Annotated in this window: 15 protein-coding genes; 8 read left to right on the top strand and 7 right to left on the bottom strand. The window is 69.4% G+C overall.

The genetic code is table 11. The annotated features are described in order from the left end of the window. Window positions 1-94 precede the first annotated feature (94 nt). A complete protein-coding gene (locus tag ACYVLP_RS22085; protein WP_460629454.1) occupies window positions 95-1,405 on the bottom strand; it encodes an alpha-amylase family glycosyl hydrolase in 1,311 nt (436 codons plus the stop codon). A 35-nt stretch (window positions 1,406-1,440) separates the two neighbouring features. Beyond that, the gene (locus ACYVLP_RS22080; RefSeq protein ID WP_460629453.1) at window positions 1,441-1,941 is read right to left on the bottom strand and encodes an Lrp/AsnC family transcriptional regulator; all 501 of its coding nucleotides are present in this window, start codon (window positions 1,939-1,941) and stop codon (window positions 1,441-1,443) included. A gap of 108 nt (window positions 1,942-2,049) precedes the next feature. On the opposite strand from ACYVLP_RS22080, the gene hppD reads away from it, so the two are divergent. The 3 genes from hppD (at window position 2,050) to ACYVLP_RS22065 (ending at window position 5,933) form a co-directional block, all read left to right on the top strand. After that, entirely contained in the window at window positions 2,050-3,288 is a 1,239-nt protein-coding gene (gene hppD, locus ACYVLP_RS22075; RefSeq protein WP_460629452.1) for a 4-hydroxyphenylpyruvate dioxygenase, read from the top strand. 134 nt (window positions 3,289-3,422) lie between these two features. Continuing rightward, window positions 3,423-4,256, top strand: a complete 834-nt coding sequence (locus ACYVLP_RS22070; protein WP_460629451.1) for an RDD family protein — start codon at window positions 3,423-3,425, stop codon at window positions 4,254-4,256. A gap of 114 nt (window positions 4,257-4,370) precedes the next feature. Further along, window positions 4,371-5,933: a DHA2 family efflux MFS transporter permease subunit gene (locus ACYVLP_RS22065; RefSeq protein WP_460629450.1), complete on the top strand. Its 1,563-nt coding sequence runs from the start codon at window positions 4,371-4,373 to the stop codon at window positions 5,931-5,933. 355 nt (window positions 5,934-6,288) lie between these two features. Here ACYVLP_RS22065 and ACYVLP_RS22060 read toward each other — a convergent pair whose 3' ends face one another. The 3 genes from ACYVLP_RS22060 to ACYVLP_RS22050 form a co-directional block, all read right to left on the bottom strand. Next, window positions 6,289-7,065: a DinB family protein gene (locus tag ACYVLP_RS22060; RefSeq protein WP_460629449.1), complete on the bottom strand. Its 777-nt coding sequence runs from the start codon at window positions 7,063-7,065 to the stop codon at window positions 6,289-6,291. A 218-nt stretch (window positions 7,066-7,283) separates the two neighbouring features. Next, the gene (gene fahA / locus ACYVLP_RS22055; RefSeq protein ID WP_460629448.1) at window positions 7,284-8,519 is read right to left on the bottom strand and encodes a fumarylacetoacetase; all 1,236 of its coding nucleotides are present in this window, start codon (window positions 8,517-8,519) and stop codon (window positions 7,284-7,286) included. Further along, a complete protein-coding gene (locus ACYVLP_RS22050) occupies window positions 8,516-9,373 on the bottom strand; it encodes a hypothetical protein (RefSeq protein ID WP_460629447.1) in 858 nt (285 codons plus the stop codon). Before ACYVLP_RS22050 ends, fahA begins: the two co-directional genes overlap by 4 nt. An 81-nt stretch (window positions 9,374-9,454) precedes the next feature. Here ACYVLP_RS22050 and ACYVLP_RS22045 point away from each other — a divergent pair, with 81 nt between their 5' ends. The 3 genes from ACYVLP_RS22045 (at window position 9,455) to ACYVLP_RS22035 (ending at window position 12,467) form a co-directional block, all read left to right on the top strand. After that, a complete protein-coding gene (locus tag ACYVLP_RS22045) occupies window positions 9,455-10,735 on the top strand; it encodes a homogentisate 1,2-dioxygenase domain-containing protein (RefSeq protein ID WP_460629446.1) in 1,281 nt (426 codons plus the stop codon). 6 nt (window positions 10,736-10,741) lie between these two features. Next, entirely contained in the window at window positions 10,742-11,503 is a 762-nt protein-coding gene (locus tag ACYVLP_RS22040; RefSeq protein WP_460629445.1) for an IclR family transcriptional regulator, read from the top strand. A gap of 145 nt (window positions 11,504-11,648) precedes the next feature. Further along, window positions 11,649-12,467, top strand: a complete 819-nt coding sequence (locus ACYVLP_RS22035; RefSeq protein ID WP_460629444.1) for a DUF6299 family protein — start codon at window positions 11,649-11,651, stop codon at window positions 12,465-12,467. Between the two features lie 103 nt (window positions 12,468-12,570). Here ACYVLP_RS22035 and ACYVLP_RS22030 read toward each other — a convergent pair whose 3' ends face one another. Both ACYVLP_RS22030 and ACYVLP_RS22025 read right to left on the bottom strand, forming a co-directional pair. Beyond that, a complete protein-coding gene (locus ACYVLP_RS22030) occupies window positions 12,571-13,164 on the bottom strand; it encodes an isochorismatase family protein (protein ID WP_460629443.1) in 594 nt (197 codons plus the stop codon). Between the two features lie 3 nt (window positions 13,165-13,167). After that, on the bottom strand, window positions 13,168-14,484 hold the full coding sequence (locus tag ACYVLP_RS22025) for a nicotinate phosphoribosyltransferase (RefSeq protein ID WP_460629442.1): 1,317 nt from the start codon (window positions 14,482-14,484) through the stop codon (window positions 13,168-13,170). Window positions 14,485-14,581: 97 nt separating this feature from the next. On the opposite strand from ACYVLP_RS22025, the gene clpS reads away from it, so the two are divergent. Next, complete coding sequence (clpS, locus tag ACYVLP_RS22020; protein ID WP_452269645.1) at window positions 14,582-14,887, top strand: ATP-dependent Clp protease adapter ClpS; 306 nt, start codon at window positions 14,582-14,584, stop codon at window positions 14,885-14,887. Next, on the top strand, window positions 14,887-15,615 hold the full coding sequence (locus ACYVLP_RS22015) for a DUF2017 domain-containing protein (RefSeq protein ID WP_460629441.1): 729 nt from the start codon (window positions 14,887-14,889) through the stop codon (window positions 15,613-15,615). The genes clpS and ACYVLP_RS22015 overlap by 1 nt, the downstream gene beginning before the upstream one ends. The last annotated feature ends 27 nt before the right edge of the window (window positions 15,616-15,642 follow it).

Genomic DNA, 15,642 nt, shown 5'->3' with positions numbered 1-15,642 from the left:
TGGTCGTTTTCATACGCCCACCAACGTCGAGTGGCCGCGTTGTCACGCCGGTCGGGTGTGAATGCGGGGCCACTCGACGTTGTGTGGCCGCGGGTCAGACGCCGACGAGGACGCGGTAGCCCCACGCCGGGAGGGTCATCCGGTCGTCCCGGCCCAGACTGACCTGCGTGCCGTCGAACGCGTCGACCCACACGCCTACCTGCGGGCCGTCGCCCAGTGTGACCGTCTGCGGCGCGGCACTGAGGTTGAAGGCCGCGAAGACCCGGTCACCATCGGCCGCGCGCACGAAGCTGAGCACCGACTTCTCGTCAGTGTTGGGCACGCGGACCATCCGCCCGCCCCAGGAGCCGTTCCACAGCGCGCGGTGCGCTTTCTTCAGCGCGAACAGGCGCCGGTAGAGCTCGCCCTGCGGGTCCTGCCGCCACTCGATCTCGTCCTTGTCGAAGAAGGCGAGCCGCTTGTCCGAGCCCGCCTCCTGGCCGTTGTAGATCAGCGGCATACCCTCGCTGACGACGGACAGCACGATGGCCGGCTCGAGCGCGTCGCCGAACTGCTCGTACTCCGTGCCCTCCCAGGCGTTCTTGTCGTGGTTGCTCACGAAGAGCATGCGGTAGGCGTCGCGCTGGTAGAAGCGGTCGTTCCAGGCGTAGTACACCTTGAGGGCCTCGACGTCGGTGACGCCCTTGGCGATGCGGTGCATCGTCTCGTTCCAGCTCCACGCGTAGGTCATGTCGAAGGCGCCGACGTGCAGGTCGCGGGCCTCCCACTCGCCGAGCATGAAGACGGGCTTGATCTCGTCCAGCTCGCGGCGGACGTTGTCCCAGAAGTCGACCGGGACGAATCCGGCCACGTCGCAGCGGAACCCGTCGATGTCCGCCTCGCGGACCCAGTACTTCATCGCCTCGGTCATGTACTCCCGAAGCCCGGGCTGGGAGAAGTCGAGGTCGATGATGTCCTCCCAGTCCCACCACGGGGTGGGCCGGAAGTCGCCCCTCCAGTCGCGGGCGTACCACTCCGGGTGCTCGGTGACCAGGTGGTTGTCCCACGCGGTGTGGTTGGCGACCCAGTCGAGGATGACGTGCAGGCCCAGGTCGTGCGCGGTCGCCACGAAGTGGCGAAGGTCTTCGAGCGTGCCGAACTCAGGGTTCACCGCGAGGTAGTCCTTGACGGCATACGGGCTGCCGAGCGGGCCCTTGCGGTTGACCTCGCCGATCGGGTTGACCGGCATGATCCACACGATGTCGACGCCCAGGTCCCGCAGCCGGGGCAGATGCGCCTCCGCAGCGCGGAACGTGCCCTCCGGGGTGAACTGCCGCTGGTTGATCTGGTAGATCGTCGCGCTCCGGCTCCACTCGGGATGGGTGACGCGGATCTCGGGGGCCGGCTCGTAGGCGTTGAGGGGCACGGGCTCTCCTGGGGTTCGGTGGTCCGGACGGGGGCTCAGTCTGTCGTGTCGAGCAGGTGCTCCACGAGTGGAATGGTGCGATGGTCCAGGCGGGTCGCGAGCGAGATCACGGTCGACGCGCGGGTGACGTGCTCGTCGTCGACGACCTGGTCGATGACCCGCTGGAGATCAGCGTTGTCGCGGCCGACGATGCGGATCAGCACGTCGCCCGAGCCGGTGATCGTGTGCGCCTCGAGGACCTCGGGGATCGCCGCTAGGTGCTCGACGACAGGGGAGTGCCCGCCGCGGCCCTGGCGGATCTCGAGGGTGCAGAACGCCGTCACCGGATAGCCGAGCGCCGCCGGGTCGACGTCCGGCGCCATGGACCGCAGCACGCCGCGCTGTTGGAGCCGGTCGAGGCGAGCCTGCACGGTGCCCCTGGCCACGCCGAGGCGGCGTGAGGCGCCGAGCACCCCGACGCCCGGCTCGCGCAGGAGCAGCAGCAGGATGCGGCAGTCCAGCGCATCGACGGCGACGCGGGAGGGCTGGGACGACATGGACAAAGTGTTCAGCACGAGACGGCATACGGGCAACACTTTGTGCATGGTGCCCAGCCACATCGGCTTCTGTTGACCACCACTGGACGGTCCCGGCACGCTCGGGGCATGACTGACACGATGCCGTCTCAGGCCGCCCACATCGAGCTGACCGACCAGGAGCGCGAGGCCAACCTCGACCTCGAGCAGCTCAAGCAGCTCGTCGGACTCGTCGAGTACGACGAGGAGAAGGACGTCTTCCCGGTCACGGGCTGGGACGCCATCGTCTTCGTCGTCGGCAACGCGACCCAGACCGCGCACTACTACCAGAGCGCGTGGGGGATGGAGCTCGTCGCCTACTCCGGCCCGGAGAACGGCAACCGCGACCACAAGGCCTTCGTCCTCAAGAGCGGTTCCATCCGGTTCGTCGTCAAGGGTGCGGTCGACCCCGAGAGCCCGCTGGTGACGCACCACGCCGCGCACGGCGACGGCGTGGTGGACATCTCCCTCGAGGTCCCGGATGTGGACCGCTGCATCGCCCAGGCCAAGAAGGCCGGCGCCACGGTGCTCGTCGAGCCGCAGGACCACACCGACGAGCACGGCACCGTCCGGATCGCCTCGATCGCGGCCTACGGGGAGACCCGCCACACGCTGGTCCAGCGCAGCGTCGGCGGCCACGTGTATGCCGGCCCGTACCTCCCCGGGTACGTGCCCTCCCAGTCCACCTTCGTCAAGCGCGAAGGCTCCCCGAAGCGCCTCTTCCAGGCCCTCGACCACATCGTCGGCAACGTCGAGCTGGGCCGGATGGACGAGTGGGTCTCCTTCTACAACAAGGTGATGGGCTTCGTGAACATGGCGGAGTTCATCGGGGACGACATCGCCACCGACTACTCCGCGCTCATGAGCAAGGTCGTGGCCAACGGCAACCACCGGGTCAAGTTCCCCCTCAACGAGCCGGCGATCGCCAAGAAGAAGAGCCAGATCGACGAGTACCTCGAGTTCTACCGCGGCCCGGGCGCCCAGCACCTGGCGCTCGCCACGAACGACATCCTCGACACAGTCGACCGACTGCGCGCCGAGGGCGTCGAGTTCCTCGACACCCCTGACACGTACTACGACGACCCGGAGCTGCGCGCCCGGATCGGCGAGGTCCGCGCCCCCATCGAAGAGCTCAAGAGGCGCAAGATCCTCGTCGACCGCGACGAGGACGGCTACCTGCTCCAGATCTTCACCAAGCCGCTCGGCGACCGTCCGACGGTCTTCTTCGAGATCATCGAGCGGCACGGCTCGCTCGGCTTCGGCAAGGGCAACTTCAAGGCGCTGTTCGAGTCGATCGAGCGCGAGCAGGACAAGCGCGGCAACCTCTGACCCGCCGGGCCGCGCGGGTGCAGAGCTGTTGCGCGGGGCGGTTCCTCGCGCGAGGTGACGATGCGCCACAACGATCCTGATTCGATCGTCCCGGCGGGTGCGGACGCGTCCGCCGGGCGTGGCAGAGTTGGGGTATGAGCCAGCAGCCCTCTGGGTGGTACGACGACCCCAGCAACCCCGACATGCTTCGTTACTGGGACGGCGTCACATGGACCAACCACACCGCGCCGAAGAAGTCGCCGACCGCGTCGCAGAGCACCATCGGCCTGCCCTACCAGGGGCAGGTGCCGCCTGACGCCGGGACGACCCAGGGCGTGCCGACACCGACCAGCTCGATGCCGCAGGGGAGCGGCTGGCAGACCCAGCAGCCGCAGCAGTACCAGCCCTACCAGCAGGCGCCGCAGTACCCCGGTGCTCCGCAGAACGCCCAGTGGATGTACAACGTCAAGACCACGGCGGACGGCGTGCCGCTCGCCTCTTGGGGCAAGCGGGCGGCCGGATGGCTCATCGACGGTGTCATCCTGGCCGTCATCGGCCTGCCCATAGCCTGGGCCGCAACGCCGAACCTGGGCAGGGCGATCAGCAACTACGTGGACGCGGTCTCCAACGGCAACGAGACCGCGGCGGCCAACCGGCTCTCGCAGGAGATCATCGGCCCGACCTTCCAGTTCAACATCGTCTTCTGGCTGATCGTGACGGCCTACTGCGTCGTCTTCTGGACGACCGTCGCGCAGACGCCGGGCAAGATGGCACTCGGGATCAGCGTGCGCCGGATGGACCAGCCCGGCCCGCTCAGCATCGGCACCTCGTTGGCGCGCCGGCTCGTCCCGCTCGCCGGGCTGTTCGTCTCCGTGCTGACCCTGATCGACTACCTCTGGCCGCTCTGGGACGACAAACGGCAGGCGCTGCACGACAAGGTGGCCAAGACGCAGGTGGTCGAGGGCAAGCAGCCGAAGAAGCAGGGCTGACAAGTCGTTTGCACCGTTGTCGGGGGTGCGAGGCAGAATGTTGTCTTGCGCGGGTCACACCGCAGCCACGGCAACGACGCCGTTCCACCTTCCGTTGATCAGGGGAGTCAACCCGTGTCCACATCTGCTCCACCGATAAATACCCAGTATCCCGAGAAGATCGACGGTGCCGTCCTCAAGGTCGCGGGCGTGGTCGTGCTCGGCGCGATCATGTCGATCCTCGACATCACGGTGGTCAACATCGCGCTGACCCGGTTCCAGACCGTGTTCGCGAGCGACCCGTCGCACCCTCTCGACTACTCGACAGTCGCATGGACCGTCACCGCTTACACGCTGGCCCTGGCGACCGTCATCCCGCTCACCGGATGGGCCGCCGACCGGTTCGGCACCAAGCGTCTCTACATCATGGCGGTCGTCCTGTTCACGGCCGGCTCGGCTCTGTGCGCCACCGCCGGCTCGATCGAGATGCTCATCGGCTACCGGGTGCTCCAGGGCCTCGGCGGCGGCATGCTCATGCCGCTCGGCATGACGATCATGACCCGCGCGGCCGGACCCGCCCGGATGGGCCGCCTCATGGCGGTGCTCGGCATCCCGATGCTGCTCGGCCCGATCTTCGGCCCGATCCTCGGCGGCTGGCTCATCAACAACTACTCGTGGCACTGGATCTTCCTGATCAACGTGCCCATTGGCATCGCTGCCGTGATCTACGCACTCTGGGCCCTGCCGTCCGACCGGCCCGAGCCCTCCGAGTCGTTCGACTTCATCGGCATGCTGCTCATGTCGCCCGGTCTGGCGCTCTTCCTGTACGGCATCAGCTCGATCCCGGGTGAGGGCACGTTCTTCTCGACCAAGGTCCTCATACCGACCCTGGTGGGCCTGGCCATGCTGCTCGCCTTCGTGATCTACAGCTTCAAGCCGAAGCATCCGCTGCTCGACCTGCGGCTGTTCACGAACCGCAACCTCACCGTCGCGGTGATCGTCATGTTCCTGTTCGCCGCGGCGTTCTTCGGTGGACTGTTGCTGGTCCCGCAGTACCTCCAGCAGGTTCGCGGCGAGGACCCGCTCCACGCGGCGTACCTCATGGTCCCGCAGGGCATCGGTGCCATGATCACGATGCCGATCGCCGGCGCCCTGGCCGACCGCCTCCCGGTCGGCCGCATCGCGCCGTTCGGCCTCATCCTCATCACGGGCGGCATGTTCGCCCTGACCCAGGTCGGACCGGCGACGTCCTACTGGGGCTACATCATCCCGGTGCTGTTCATCATGGGTCTCGGCATGGGTGCCACGATGATGCCGGTCATGACCTCGGCGCTGAAGACGCTGCGTGCACACCAGGTGGCCCGAGGCTCGACGTTGCTCAACATCACCCAGCAGATCGCGAGCTCTATCGGTATTGCGGTCATCTCGGTCGTGTTCACCAACTACGTCAAGGAGTCGCAGCTCGCAGGGGCCGCGGTGGCCGCGCACTCCAACCCTGCGATCGCCGAGCAGCTCGGCCCGAAGGGCATGCTGGCAGCCATCACGGCGCTGGCCAACGTCTTCGGCAGCACCTTCCTCGTCGCAGCGGTGCTTTGCGCCGTCACGTTCGTGGCGTCGCTCTTCCTGCCGCGCAAGCACGAGGAGTCGCATCTGCTCGACGATGAGGTCGAAGTAGCCGCGCCCGCCGTCCTGCACTGACGAGCCATCGGCCCGTTCCGACGGCCGGTCTGGTCCCCGCGACCAGGCCGGCCGTCGCTCTTTCGTGCGTCGGTACTGCGTGTGACTGATGGGACGGGGCGCCCACTCGACCCAGGGAACCCACCCGGTCGAGTGAGCGCCCGGTCACACGAGCACCACCGGTCACAACCACCGGTCACGTGACGCATGGGACGGGGCGCCCACTCGACTGTGGGGAGCCACCCCGTCGAGTGAGCGCCCGGTCACACGAGCACCACCCGTTACGTGACCACCCGTTACGTTACGCATGGGACGGGGCGCCCACTCGGCTGGGAGGAGGGCGGTCTGGCCGTGTGCTCGGCTCGGCGGGTCTGCCTCAGGTGCTACGACTTTCGAGAGCGGCGAGGTCGCGCTCGGCATAGCGGCGGTGCTCCCACTCCTCGTTGAGGACGATGAGGAGGCACTCCCGCACCGGAAAGCTCTCGGCAGGAGGCCAGCCCGGCCCGTCCACGGGCACGGTGTGGGCGGCGAGGGACTCGTCCGTGAGCCCGTCGACGACCTGGCGGACCGTGGCCATGCGACCGCGACGCAGCTCCAGCACCTCCTCGAGCGACGGGCGCACCTCCCGGTCGCGTGGGATGCCCGGAGTGTCGCGCATCTCGTCCCACGGCAGGTCGAGCGGGTCCCACGGAGCCGGGTCGCCCAGGATGCAACGGCGCACCCAGGCGTCGGTCGCGAAGGACAGGTGTCGAAGGGTCTCGATGAACGACCATTCGCCGTCGACGGACTCATGGAGCTGGTCCGGGTCCCGTCGCCTCGCGTGCTCGATGGTCCCCGTCCAGAGCCGCTCGACAACGTCCCAGGCCTCACGGAAGCCGTCGGCGTCGGTGGGGCGCATCTTGACGCGCTCGGGGTCACGTCGGTCGAGCTCGGCCTCGACCAGAGGCCCGATCTCAACCCCGTTGACTCGCACATCGAGCAGCTCGCCCGTGATGTCGACATCCACGAGCTCGACGCCGCGCATGAGCACATGTCGGAAGTCGACGTTGCGGAAGGTGGAGCCGGTCAGGTCGGTGGACCGGAACGTGCTGTCCCGCAGATCGACCCGCTCGAACCGCGATCCACTGAGATCTTCGTTGCTGTGTTCGGCCATGGGGCGACCGTAGCGCCGGTTCCGGACGATCGGCGGCCGGAGAATCGCACGCGGACCGGTCGGCCAAGCCGCACCACCGTGGCCACACGACTGCGCTGCACAGGTCGAGTGGTCCGTCTGACACGCCCCAGCCCGGTGACCCACCTAACCATTCGGCCCTGGGACTCAGCGGCCGTCTGGCCTCATGGCCGCGGCGGCTCTGGACGAGTCAGGACGAGTCAGGACGCCGGCTGGATCGTGCCGGTCACCTCGCCCAGGCCGATCCGTGCGCCGCCCGGACCAGGGGCCCAGGCGGTCATCGTCACGGTGTCCCCGTCCTCGAGGAAGCCTCGGGTCGACCCGTCTGACAGGGTCACGGGCTCGGTGCCGTTCCAGGTCAGCTCGAGCAGGCTCCCGCGCGAGTCCTTCTCCGCGCCGCTCACCGTGCCGGAGCCGAAGAGGTCGCCGTTGCGCAGAGATGCGCCGTTGACGGTCAGGTGGGCGAGCATCTGCTCGGGCGACCAGTACATCGTCGAGTACTCCGGCCGCGAGACCACGGTGCCGTTGAGGCTCACCTCGAGGTGGATGTCGATGCCGCGAGCGCGCCCTTCGAGGTAGCGCAGGACCGGCGGATCAGTCTGTCCCGGAAGGGAGACGCGAGCCGGCTCGAGCGCGTCGAGCGGGGTGACCCAGGCGGAGACGGAGGTTGCGAACGACTTGCCCAGGAAGGGGCCGAGCGGCACGTACTCCCAGGCCTGGATGTCGCGCGCGCTCCAGTCGTTGAGGATGACGACGCCGAACAGGTGGTCGGGCGCCTCGTCGACGCTGACCCGCGAGCCGAGGGGTGTCGCGCCACCGACGATGTAGCCGAGCTCGGCCTCGATGTCGAGGCGGATGCTCGGGCCGAACACCGGGGCCGGGTCCGTGGGGCTCTTGCGCTGCCCGGTCGGCCGCACGACGTCGGTGCCCGACACGACGACCGTTCCGCTTCGCCCGTGGTAGCCGATCGGCAGGTGCTTCCAGTTCGGGGGCAGCGCCGCGTTGTCGGGCCGGAAGATCTTGCCCACGTTGGTCGCGTGGTGCTCGCTGGCGTAGAAGTCGACGTAGTCGGCCACCTCGACCGGCAGGTGCAGCTCGACGTCGTCGAGCGGATGCAGGTGCGGCTCGACCCCGCTCCGGTGGACCTCGTCGATGAGGATCTCGGTGAGCCATTGGCGTGCCACCGTCCAGGCGGGCCGGCCCAGGGCGAGGAACGCGTTGAGGCTCGGGGTCAGCCACGCCGTGGCAAGGTCGGGGCCGTCTCCGACCAGGCCGGCGTCACGGCCGATGGCCGCGACGGCGCCGGCGTCGAGCACCAGGTCACCGATCCGCGCACCGACCCTCTTGTCGCTGCCGCCACCGCGGCGGCTGAACACGCCGTAGGGCAGGTTGTCGATGCCGAAGCGATGGTCGGCGGGGATGTCGAGCCAGGTCACGCCTTCACTCCCGGGGTCAGCAGGCCGAGTGCCTCGAGCTCGGTCAGGGGGTCGAGGACTCCACAACAGCCGTATGCCGTGAAGCTGCGCCGGACCCTGACGGCGTCGTCGGCGTGGATCGCCGACACGGCGGAGGCGACGATCTCGGTGTCGCGGCGCGCCAGGATGCTGGCCAGCTCTGGGGCTTCGGCACCGTCGAGGCCGTGCTGGGTCGCGATGAGGACGTTGAGCAGCCCGTGCATCGGCTTGCCGGAGTGGTCGCGGCGCACGGCGTGGTGCAGGCCGCCGGTGAGCTTGAACGGCAGGCCCCGCAGGATCACGTCGTCGAGGAATGCGGCGAGCGCGTGCTCGTCCGGCCAGGGCCAGGCCGGCGTCTCCCCGGTGCGGAACTTGGCCATCACGTCGTGCTCGTCGTCGACGGCTTCGGCGATGTCGTCGAGCGCGGCGTCCCGGCTGGTCCCGACGCCGACCTCGACCACGAGCGGGAGGTCGGTCGCGAGGGCCCGCCGCCACTCGCCACTCCAGCCGAGCTCTGCCTGCGTGATCAGGACCCTCGGCTCGTCGCGGAGCAGCTCGACCGCGTCGAGGAGCGGGTCGATCGGGCTGTCGGGCCGGACGACGAGGCCGACCTCGAGCGGCTCGCGGGCCGCGCGGTCATCCCGTGCCGCGTGCTCTGCGAGCTCACCGGCGGCTGTGGCCGGCACGAGCAGCGGCCCGATGTGGGCGGCATACGGTCCCGAGCGGCGGTCGAGATGCTCGTGGACGGCGACGTCGACCGGCGCGAGTCCGGGCGGGAAGACGGCGGCGTCGTCGACGAGCCGGTCGAACAGCGGCGCGAACGGCGTCCTTGACATGACCGGGAGCGTACTCCACTGTTGCATTAGTGATACACACACGTCCGATAATCGGACACGCGGTGAGGAAGGGCTTGGCACATGGCGCACTACCACGCGGTCGGCAGCATCCCGCCCAAGCGGCATACCCAGCATCGCCGACCTGGCAAGGGCAAGGCGCCAGGCGAGCTCTACTACGAAGAGCTGATGGGGGAGGAGGGCTTCTCCTCAGACTCGTCGCTGCTCTACCACCGCAACATCCCGTCCACGACCGTCAGCGCGGCCGTCTGGGAGCTGCCCGACCAGTCCACGACTCCGAACCATCCCCTCACGCCCCGCCACCTCAAGCTGCACGACCTGTTCGACGCCAAGGCGATCCGGCGCACCGACGTCGTGACCGGCCGGCGCCTCGTGCTCGGCAACGGCGATGTCCGGATCTCCTACGCGGTGGCCGCCGAGCCAAGTCCGTGGTACCGCAACGGGATCGGCGACGAGTGCGTCTACGTCGAGCGCGGCCGGGCACGCGTGGAGACGGTGTTCGGCTCGTTCGAGGTCGGCGAGGGCGACTACGTCATCATCCCGAGGGCGACGACGCACCGGTGGCTGCCGCGACGATCGACGAAGGACCCGCTGCGCACCTACTGCATCGAGGCCAACAGCCATATCGCACCGCCGAAGCGGTACCTGTCCAAGTACGGCCAGCTCCTCGAGCACGCCCCCTACTGCGAGCGCGACCTGCGTCAGCCCGAGGGGCCGCTGCTCGCGGAGGACGTCGGTGCGCGTCCCGACGAGGAGACCGAGGTGTACATCAAGCATCGCGGGAACGGTCCGGGCGGGGTCGTCGGGACCGTCCACACCCTCCCGTTCCACCCGCTCGACGTCGTCGGCTGGGACGGCTGCCTCTACCCGTACGTCTTCAACGTCCGCGACTTCGAGCCGATCACCGGCCGGATCCACCAGCCGCCGCCGGTCCACCAGGTCTTCGAGGGCTGGAACTTCGTCGTGTGCAACTTCGTGCCGCGCAAGGTCGACTACCACCCGCTCGCCATCCCGGTGCCCTACTACCACTCGAACGTCGACAGCGACGAGATCATGTTCTACGTCGACGGCGACTACGAGGCACGCAAGGGCTCGGGCATCGGCAAGGGCTCGATCTCGGTGCACCCCGGTGGCCATGCCCACGGTCCCCAGCCCGGCGCCACCGAGGGGTCGCTCGGCGTCGAGCGCTTCGACGAGCTGGCCGTCATGGTCGACACCTTCCGGCCGCTCGAGCTCGGCGAGGCGGGCCTCGCCGTGGACGACGGTCTCTACGCGATGTCGTGGTCCAAGGGGATGTCGCGGGCGAGCGCCGAGCCCGGCCGCGGCGTCCACTCCGAGGGCTGAGCCCGGGTGGTCGCCCAGGCATCGCGCCGATCGGGCTCGCCGGGCGCGGCACGCCAGCCGAGCACATCGAGCACATCCGACACTTCGGGGCCTGGGCGGCCCGAGGCGTCACAGACGCTCGACCGTGGGATCCGCGTGCTCGAGCTGCTGGCCCGTCCCGGGTATGCCGCTGGGTCCACGATCACCGAGCTGGCCGCCCTTCTCGGCGTGGGCCGTCCGGTCGTCTACCGTCTCGTGGCGACGCTCGAGGAGCACCATCTCGTCTCTCGCGACGCGGACGGAAAGGTCCGGCTCGCGCTGGGCATCAGCCGGCTGGCAGCCGCCGTGACGCCCATCGTGCGCAACGAGGCCCGCCCGGTGCTGCGCGAGCTGGCGGACGCCGTCGGTGCCACCGCACACCTGACCATCGCCGAGGGGGACGAGGCCCTGGCACTCGTCGTCGTCGAGCCGTCGTGGACCGACCTGCATGTCGCCTACCGGTCCGGAGCACGGCACCGCCTCGACCAGGGTGCGGCCGGACGCGCGATCCTCGCGGGCCGCGCCGGCCGGTCCGGTGTCGTCGCGACCGACAGCGAGCTCCAGGCCGGCGCCCACGGGCTCGCCGTCCCCGTCGTGGCGATCTCCGGCCAAGCGGCCGGGCCCGGTGAGCGGCCCGCTCCGGCGGTGGAGGCCTCTGTCGGGGTCGTGTCCCTCGAGCCGCTCGACGCGCGTACCGTCGGCCCACGGCTGCAGCGCGCCGCCCGTGCACTGCGATCCGTCCTGCGCTGAGCGGGTCCCGCCTCGAGCGCCCTGCCGCGTGCGACCTTAAAGGTTTGGTCAGGGTTTCGCTCCCGTGGCAACCGTTTGGCCTCGAGCGGTGTCCTATGCATGCAGGCGTTCAACGACGAGCGCCCCGATCGGCAGGGGATACACCATGAGGGGAAGACACATTTTCGTAGCGGCCGTCACGGCCGCACTACTCGTCCCGGCGGCGGCGACCACGGCCCTGGCCGCACCGCCCGGTAACGACACGCCGTCGGGGGCGGTCGCCATCACCAGCGTCCCGACGACGAAGAGCCAGTCCACGACCGAGGCGACGACGGATGCACTCGACGCCAGCCTCAACGCCAACTGCGGAGCACCCGTCACGAACGGCAGTGTCTGGTTCACCTACACCGACACGACCGGGGCGGGCCTCGTCGTCGACGTCAGTGGCTCGGACTTCTCGGCCGGAGCCATGATCGTGCAGGGTGACCCGACGAGCGGTGGGGAGCTCGTGGCCTGCGGTCCCGGCGTCACCGCAACCGTCGGTGGGCCCGCCGGCACGACCTACTACGTCATGGCGTTCTCCGACACGCCTGGCGTCGTCGGCGGCAACCTCGTCGCAACGTTCGACAAGGCTCCGCCGTCGCCTACGGCGGCGCTGACCGTGTCATCGCGCGCGTCGGCATACAAGGACGGCAGCATGCTGCTGTCCGGCACCTACGCGTGCACCAACGCCGACTTCTTCAGCGACCTCTCGGGGCAGGTCGTGCAGCGGGTCGGCCGGGTCAAGATCACCGGGTTCTTCGACCTCTTCGGCCTCGAGTGCGACGGAGCCACGCACCCGTGGCAGGCCCTCGTCACCAGTGACAACGGGCTCTTCGCGGGGGGCAAGGCGGCGAACGTCAGCATCGTCTTCGCCTGCGGCCTGATCGAGTGCGCCGAGCAGTTCGTCGAGCAGAAGGTCCAGGTCAGCCGCAACGGGAAGTGACGTCGCGGTCGCTCCTGTGAGCGACCGGGCAGGCGCGCCGCGATCAGGGGGTCGCGGTGCGCCTGGCCCGGGCGGCCACGACGGGTCAGCCGGCCACGACGGGTCAGCCGGCCACGACGGGGGAGCCGAGCAGGTGCACTCCGGCCTCGCGCAGCTGTGACAGCGCATCGTCGGTCGTGGCGCGTGCGACTCCGGCGGTGAGGTCGAGCAGGACTGTCGTGTCGAAGCCCTCGCGCTTCGCGTCGAGCGCGGTCGCGCGGACGCAGTGGTCCGTGGCGATGCCGACGACGTCGACCCGGGACACGTGTCGCTCGCGGAGCCAGGTCGCAAGGCTCGCTCGTTCGGCGCCGTCGCTGGTCCCCTCGAACCCGCTGTATGCAGCCGCGTGCTCACCCTTGCGGAAGACCGCCTCGACGTGGCCGAGGGCGCCGGCCAGACGCGGGTGGAACTGGGCTCCGTCACTGTCCGCGACGCAGTGCGCCGGCCAGGTGTCGACGAAGTCCGGCGTCGGGCTGAAGTGCGGTCCGGGGTCGATGTGCCAGTCAGCGGTCGCGACGACGTGGTCGTAGTCGGCCGCGTGCCGGCTGACGTGCTCGGTCACCTCGCGGGCGATGTCGGCGCCGCCGGCCACGGCGAGCGAGCCGCCTTCACAGAAGTCGTTCTGGACGTCGACGATGATGAGCGCGCGTTCGCCCATGGTTCAGTCCTCCTGCTCGTAGATGGTCGGGATGACAGGCTCGCCACGGGACAGCTGGGCGGCGACCCGGGGCAGCTCGGCACGCGAGACGGCGTGACGGTCGCGGGCGGCGTGGATGTCGGGTCGCTCGACGAGATCGCCGTTGCGGACGAGCTCGACCATGAGCGGACGGTCGTTGTCGTCGCCTGCCGGCCGGTCGCCGATCCCGATGACCTCGGCCTGGGCGACCCCGGAGTCGCTGAGCCGTCGCATCGCCCACTTGCGCCCGCCGACGGACATCTTGTCCTTGCTCTTCTTGGCCACGCCCTGCATCGCGCCGGTCGCGTCCTCGCGCTGGACCAGCTTGTAGACCATGGACGCCGTGGGTGCACCTGAGCCGGTGACGAGGGCGGTGCCCACGCCGTAGCCGCTGACCGGGCTCGCCGCGAGCGCCGCGATGGCGAACTCGTCGAGGTCGGAGGTGACGATGATCCGTGTGTCGCGGTTGCCGGCGGCGTCGAGCTGGGCGCGCACCTCACGGGCCTGGATCAGCAGGTCGCCGGAGTCGAGCCGGACCGCGCCGAGCTCGGGGCCGGCGATCTCGATCGCGAGGTCGACCGCGGTCTTGACGTCGTAGGTGTCCACGAGCAGCGTCGTCCCGCGACCGAGTGAGTCGACCTGGGCGGTGAACGCCTGCTTCTCGGAGTCATAGAGCAGGGTGAACGCGTGTGCCGCGGTGCCCGTGGTCGGCACGCCGTAGGCGCGCCCCGCCTCGAGGTTGCTGGTCGCGTCGAAGCCACCGATGTATGCCGCCCGGGCAGCCGCGACGGCTGCGTCCTCGTGGGTGCGGCGTGAGCCCATCTCGATGCAGGGCCGTCCGCCCGCGGCGGTCGTCATCCGGGATGCCGCGGATGCGATCGCCGTGTCGTGGTTGAGGACCGACAGCGCGAGCGTCTCGAGCACGACCCCCTCTGCGAAGCTCGACTCCACGACGAGCACCGGTGACTGCGGGAAGTAGCACTCGCCTTCGGCGTAGCCACTGATGGTCCCGGAGAACCGGTACCGCTCGAGCCAGTCCACGGTGGCGCGGTCGACGACCTGGTTGTCGGCGAGGAACCGCAGCTCGTCGTCGCCGAACCTGAAGCTCTCGAGCGCCTCGAGCAGGCGCCCGGTGCCGGCGAGCACGCCGTACCGCCGCCCGTCCGGGAGCCGGCGCGCGAAGGCCTCGAAGACGCACCGGCGGCCGGCCTCGCCCGAGGCGAGCGCGGCCTGGACCATGGTCAGCTCGTAGTGGTCGGTCAGCAGCGCCGTGCTCGCGGCGCGAGGGCTCGTCGGGCTCACGTCCCAAAGCCTATGCATGCCCGGTCGGCTCGGCGCGGAGGCAAGGGCAGCCACCACGCAGGGGTCCGTTGTGATGCACCCCCATTAGGGTTGGCCTGTGACGTCATCCACCCTGTCGCTCGCTCCCGTCGAGCAGAAGGAGGTCGCGACCGAGGAGGTCGTGGCCCCTGCCCTGCCGTGGGTCACGATCGTCTGGAACGACCCGGTGAACCTCATGACGTACGTGACGTGGGTCTTCGAGACCTACTTCGGCTACGCCCGTGCCAAGGCCGAGAAGCTCATGCTCGATGTTCACACCAAAGGTCGCGCTGTCGTGTCGAACGGCCCGCGCGAGTCGATGGAGCGCGACGCCGAGGCCCTGCAGGGGTTCGGCCTGTGGGCGACGTTCGAGAAGGACGAGTGATGGCTCGAGCCTTCTTGCACGAGGACGGCCGCTACGTGGCGATCCTCGACGACACCGAGCGCACCGTCCTCTTCGGGCTCATGCAGCAGACGCGCATCCTGCTCTCGCCGGAGGTCGAGCCGACGGGCGACGTCTTCGACGATCTCGCCGCGTCGATTGGCATCTCCCTCGACCCGGAGGCGGCGGCGGCACAAGCCGATCCGGATGTCATTGGGATGCGCGACCCGGCACTCGACCGGCTCCTGCCCGACGCCCACCGCGGCGACGACACGATCGCCGCGGAGTTCCGCCGGCTCACCGAGGAGGGGCTGCGCCAGCGCAAGAGCGCCAACCTCGACGTCGCACTTGCCCGCCTGTCGGCGTCGACCAAGGACCGCGTCGAGCTCGACCCCGACCAGGCCCAGTCGTTCCTCATGGCGCTCACCGACGTTCGGCTGCTGCTCGGCGAGCGCATGGGGATGCGCACCGAGGAGGACGCCGAGGCGCTGCACCGGGCCATGGAGGTCATCGACGACGACGACCCGCTCGGTTACGCGATGGCCTGGTACGACTTCCTCACCTGGCTGCAGGAGACCCTGACGCACGCGCTCATGGGCACTGACCTGTCCGACATCGGGGCGACGTTCGCCGACGACGACGAATGGGACGACCGGTCCGACGACCTGTCGGACGATGGGGTGGACGGCGGCCTGGACGACGATGGCCGGCTGGGCGACACGCGCATGTGACACACGAGACGCCCAGGTCCGCCGTGG

This window comes from Intrasporangium mesophilum (assembly GCF_054783095.1).
This window is presented reverse-complemented; position numbering and strand designations above follow the sequence as displayed.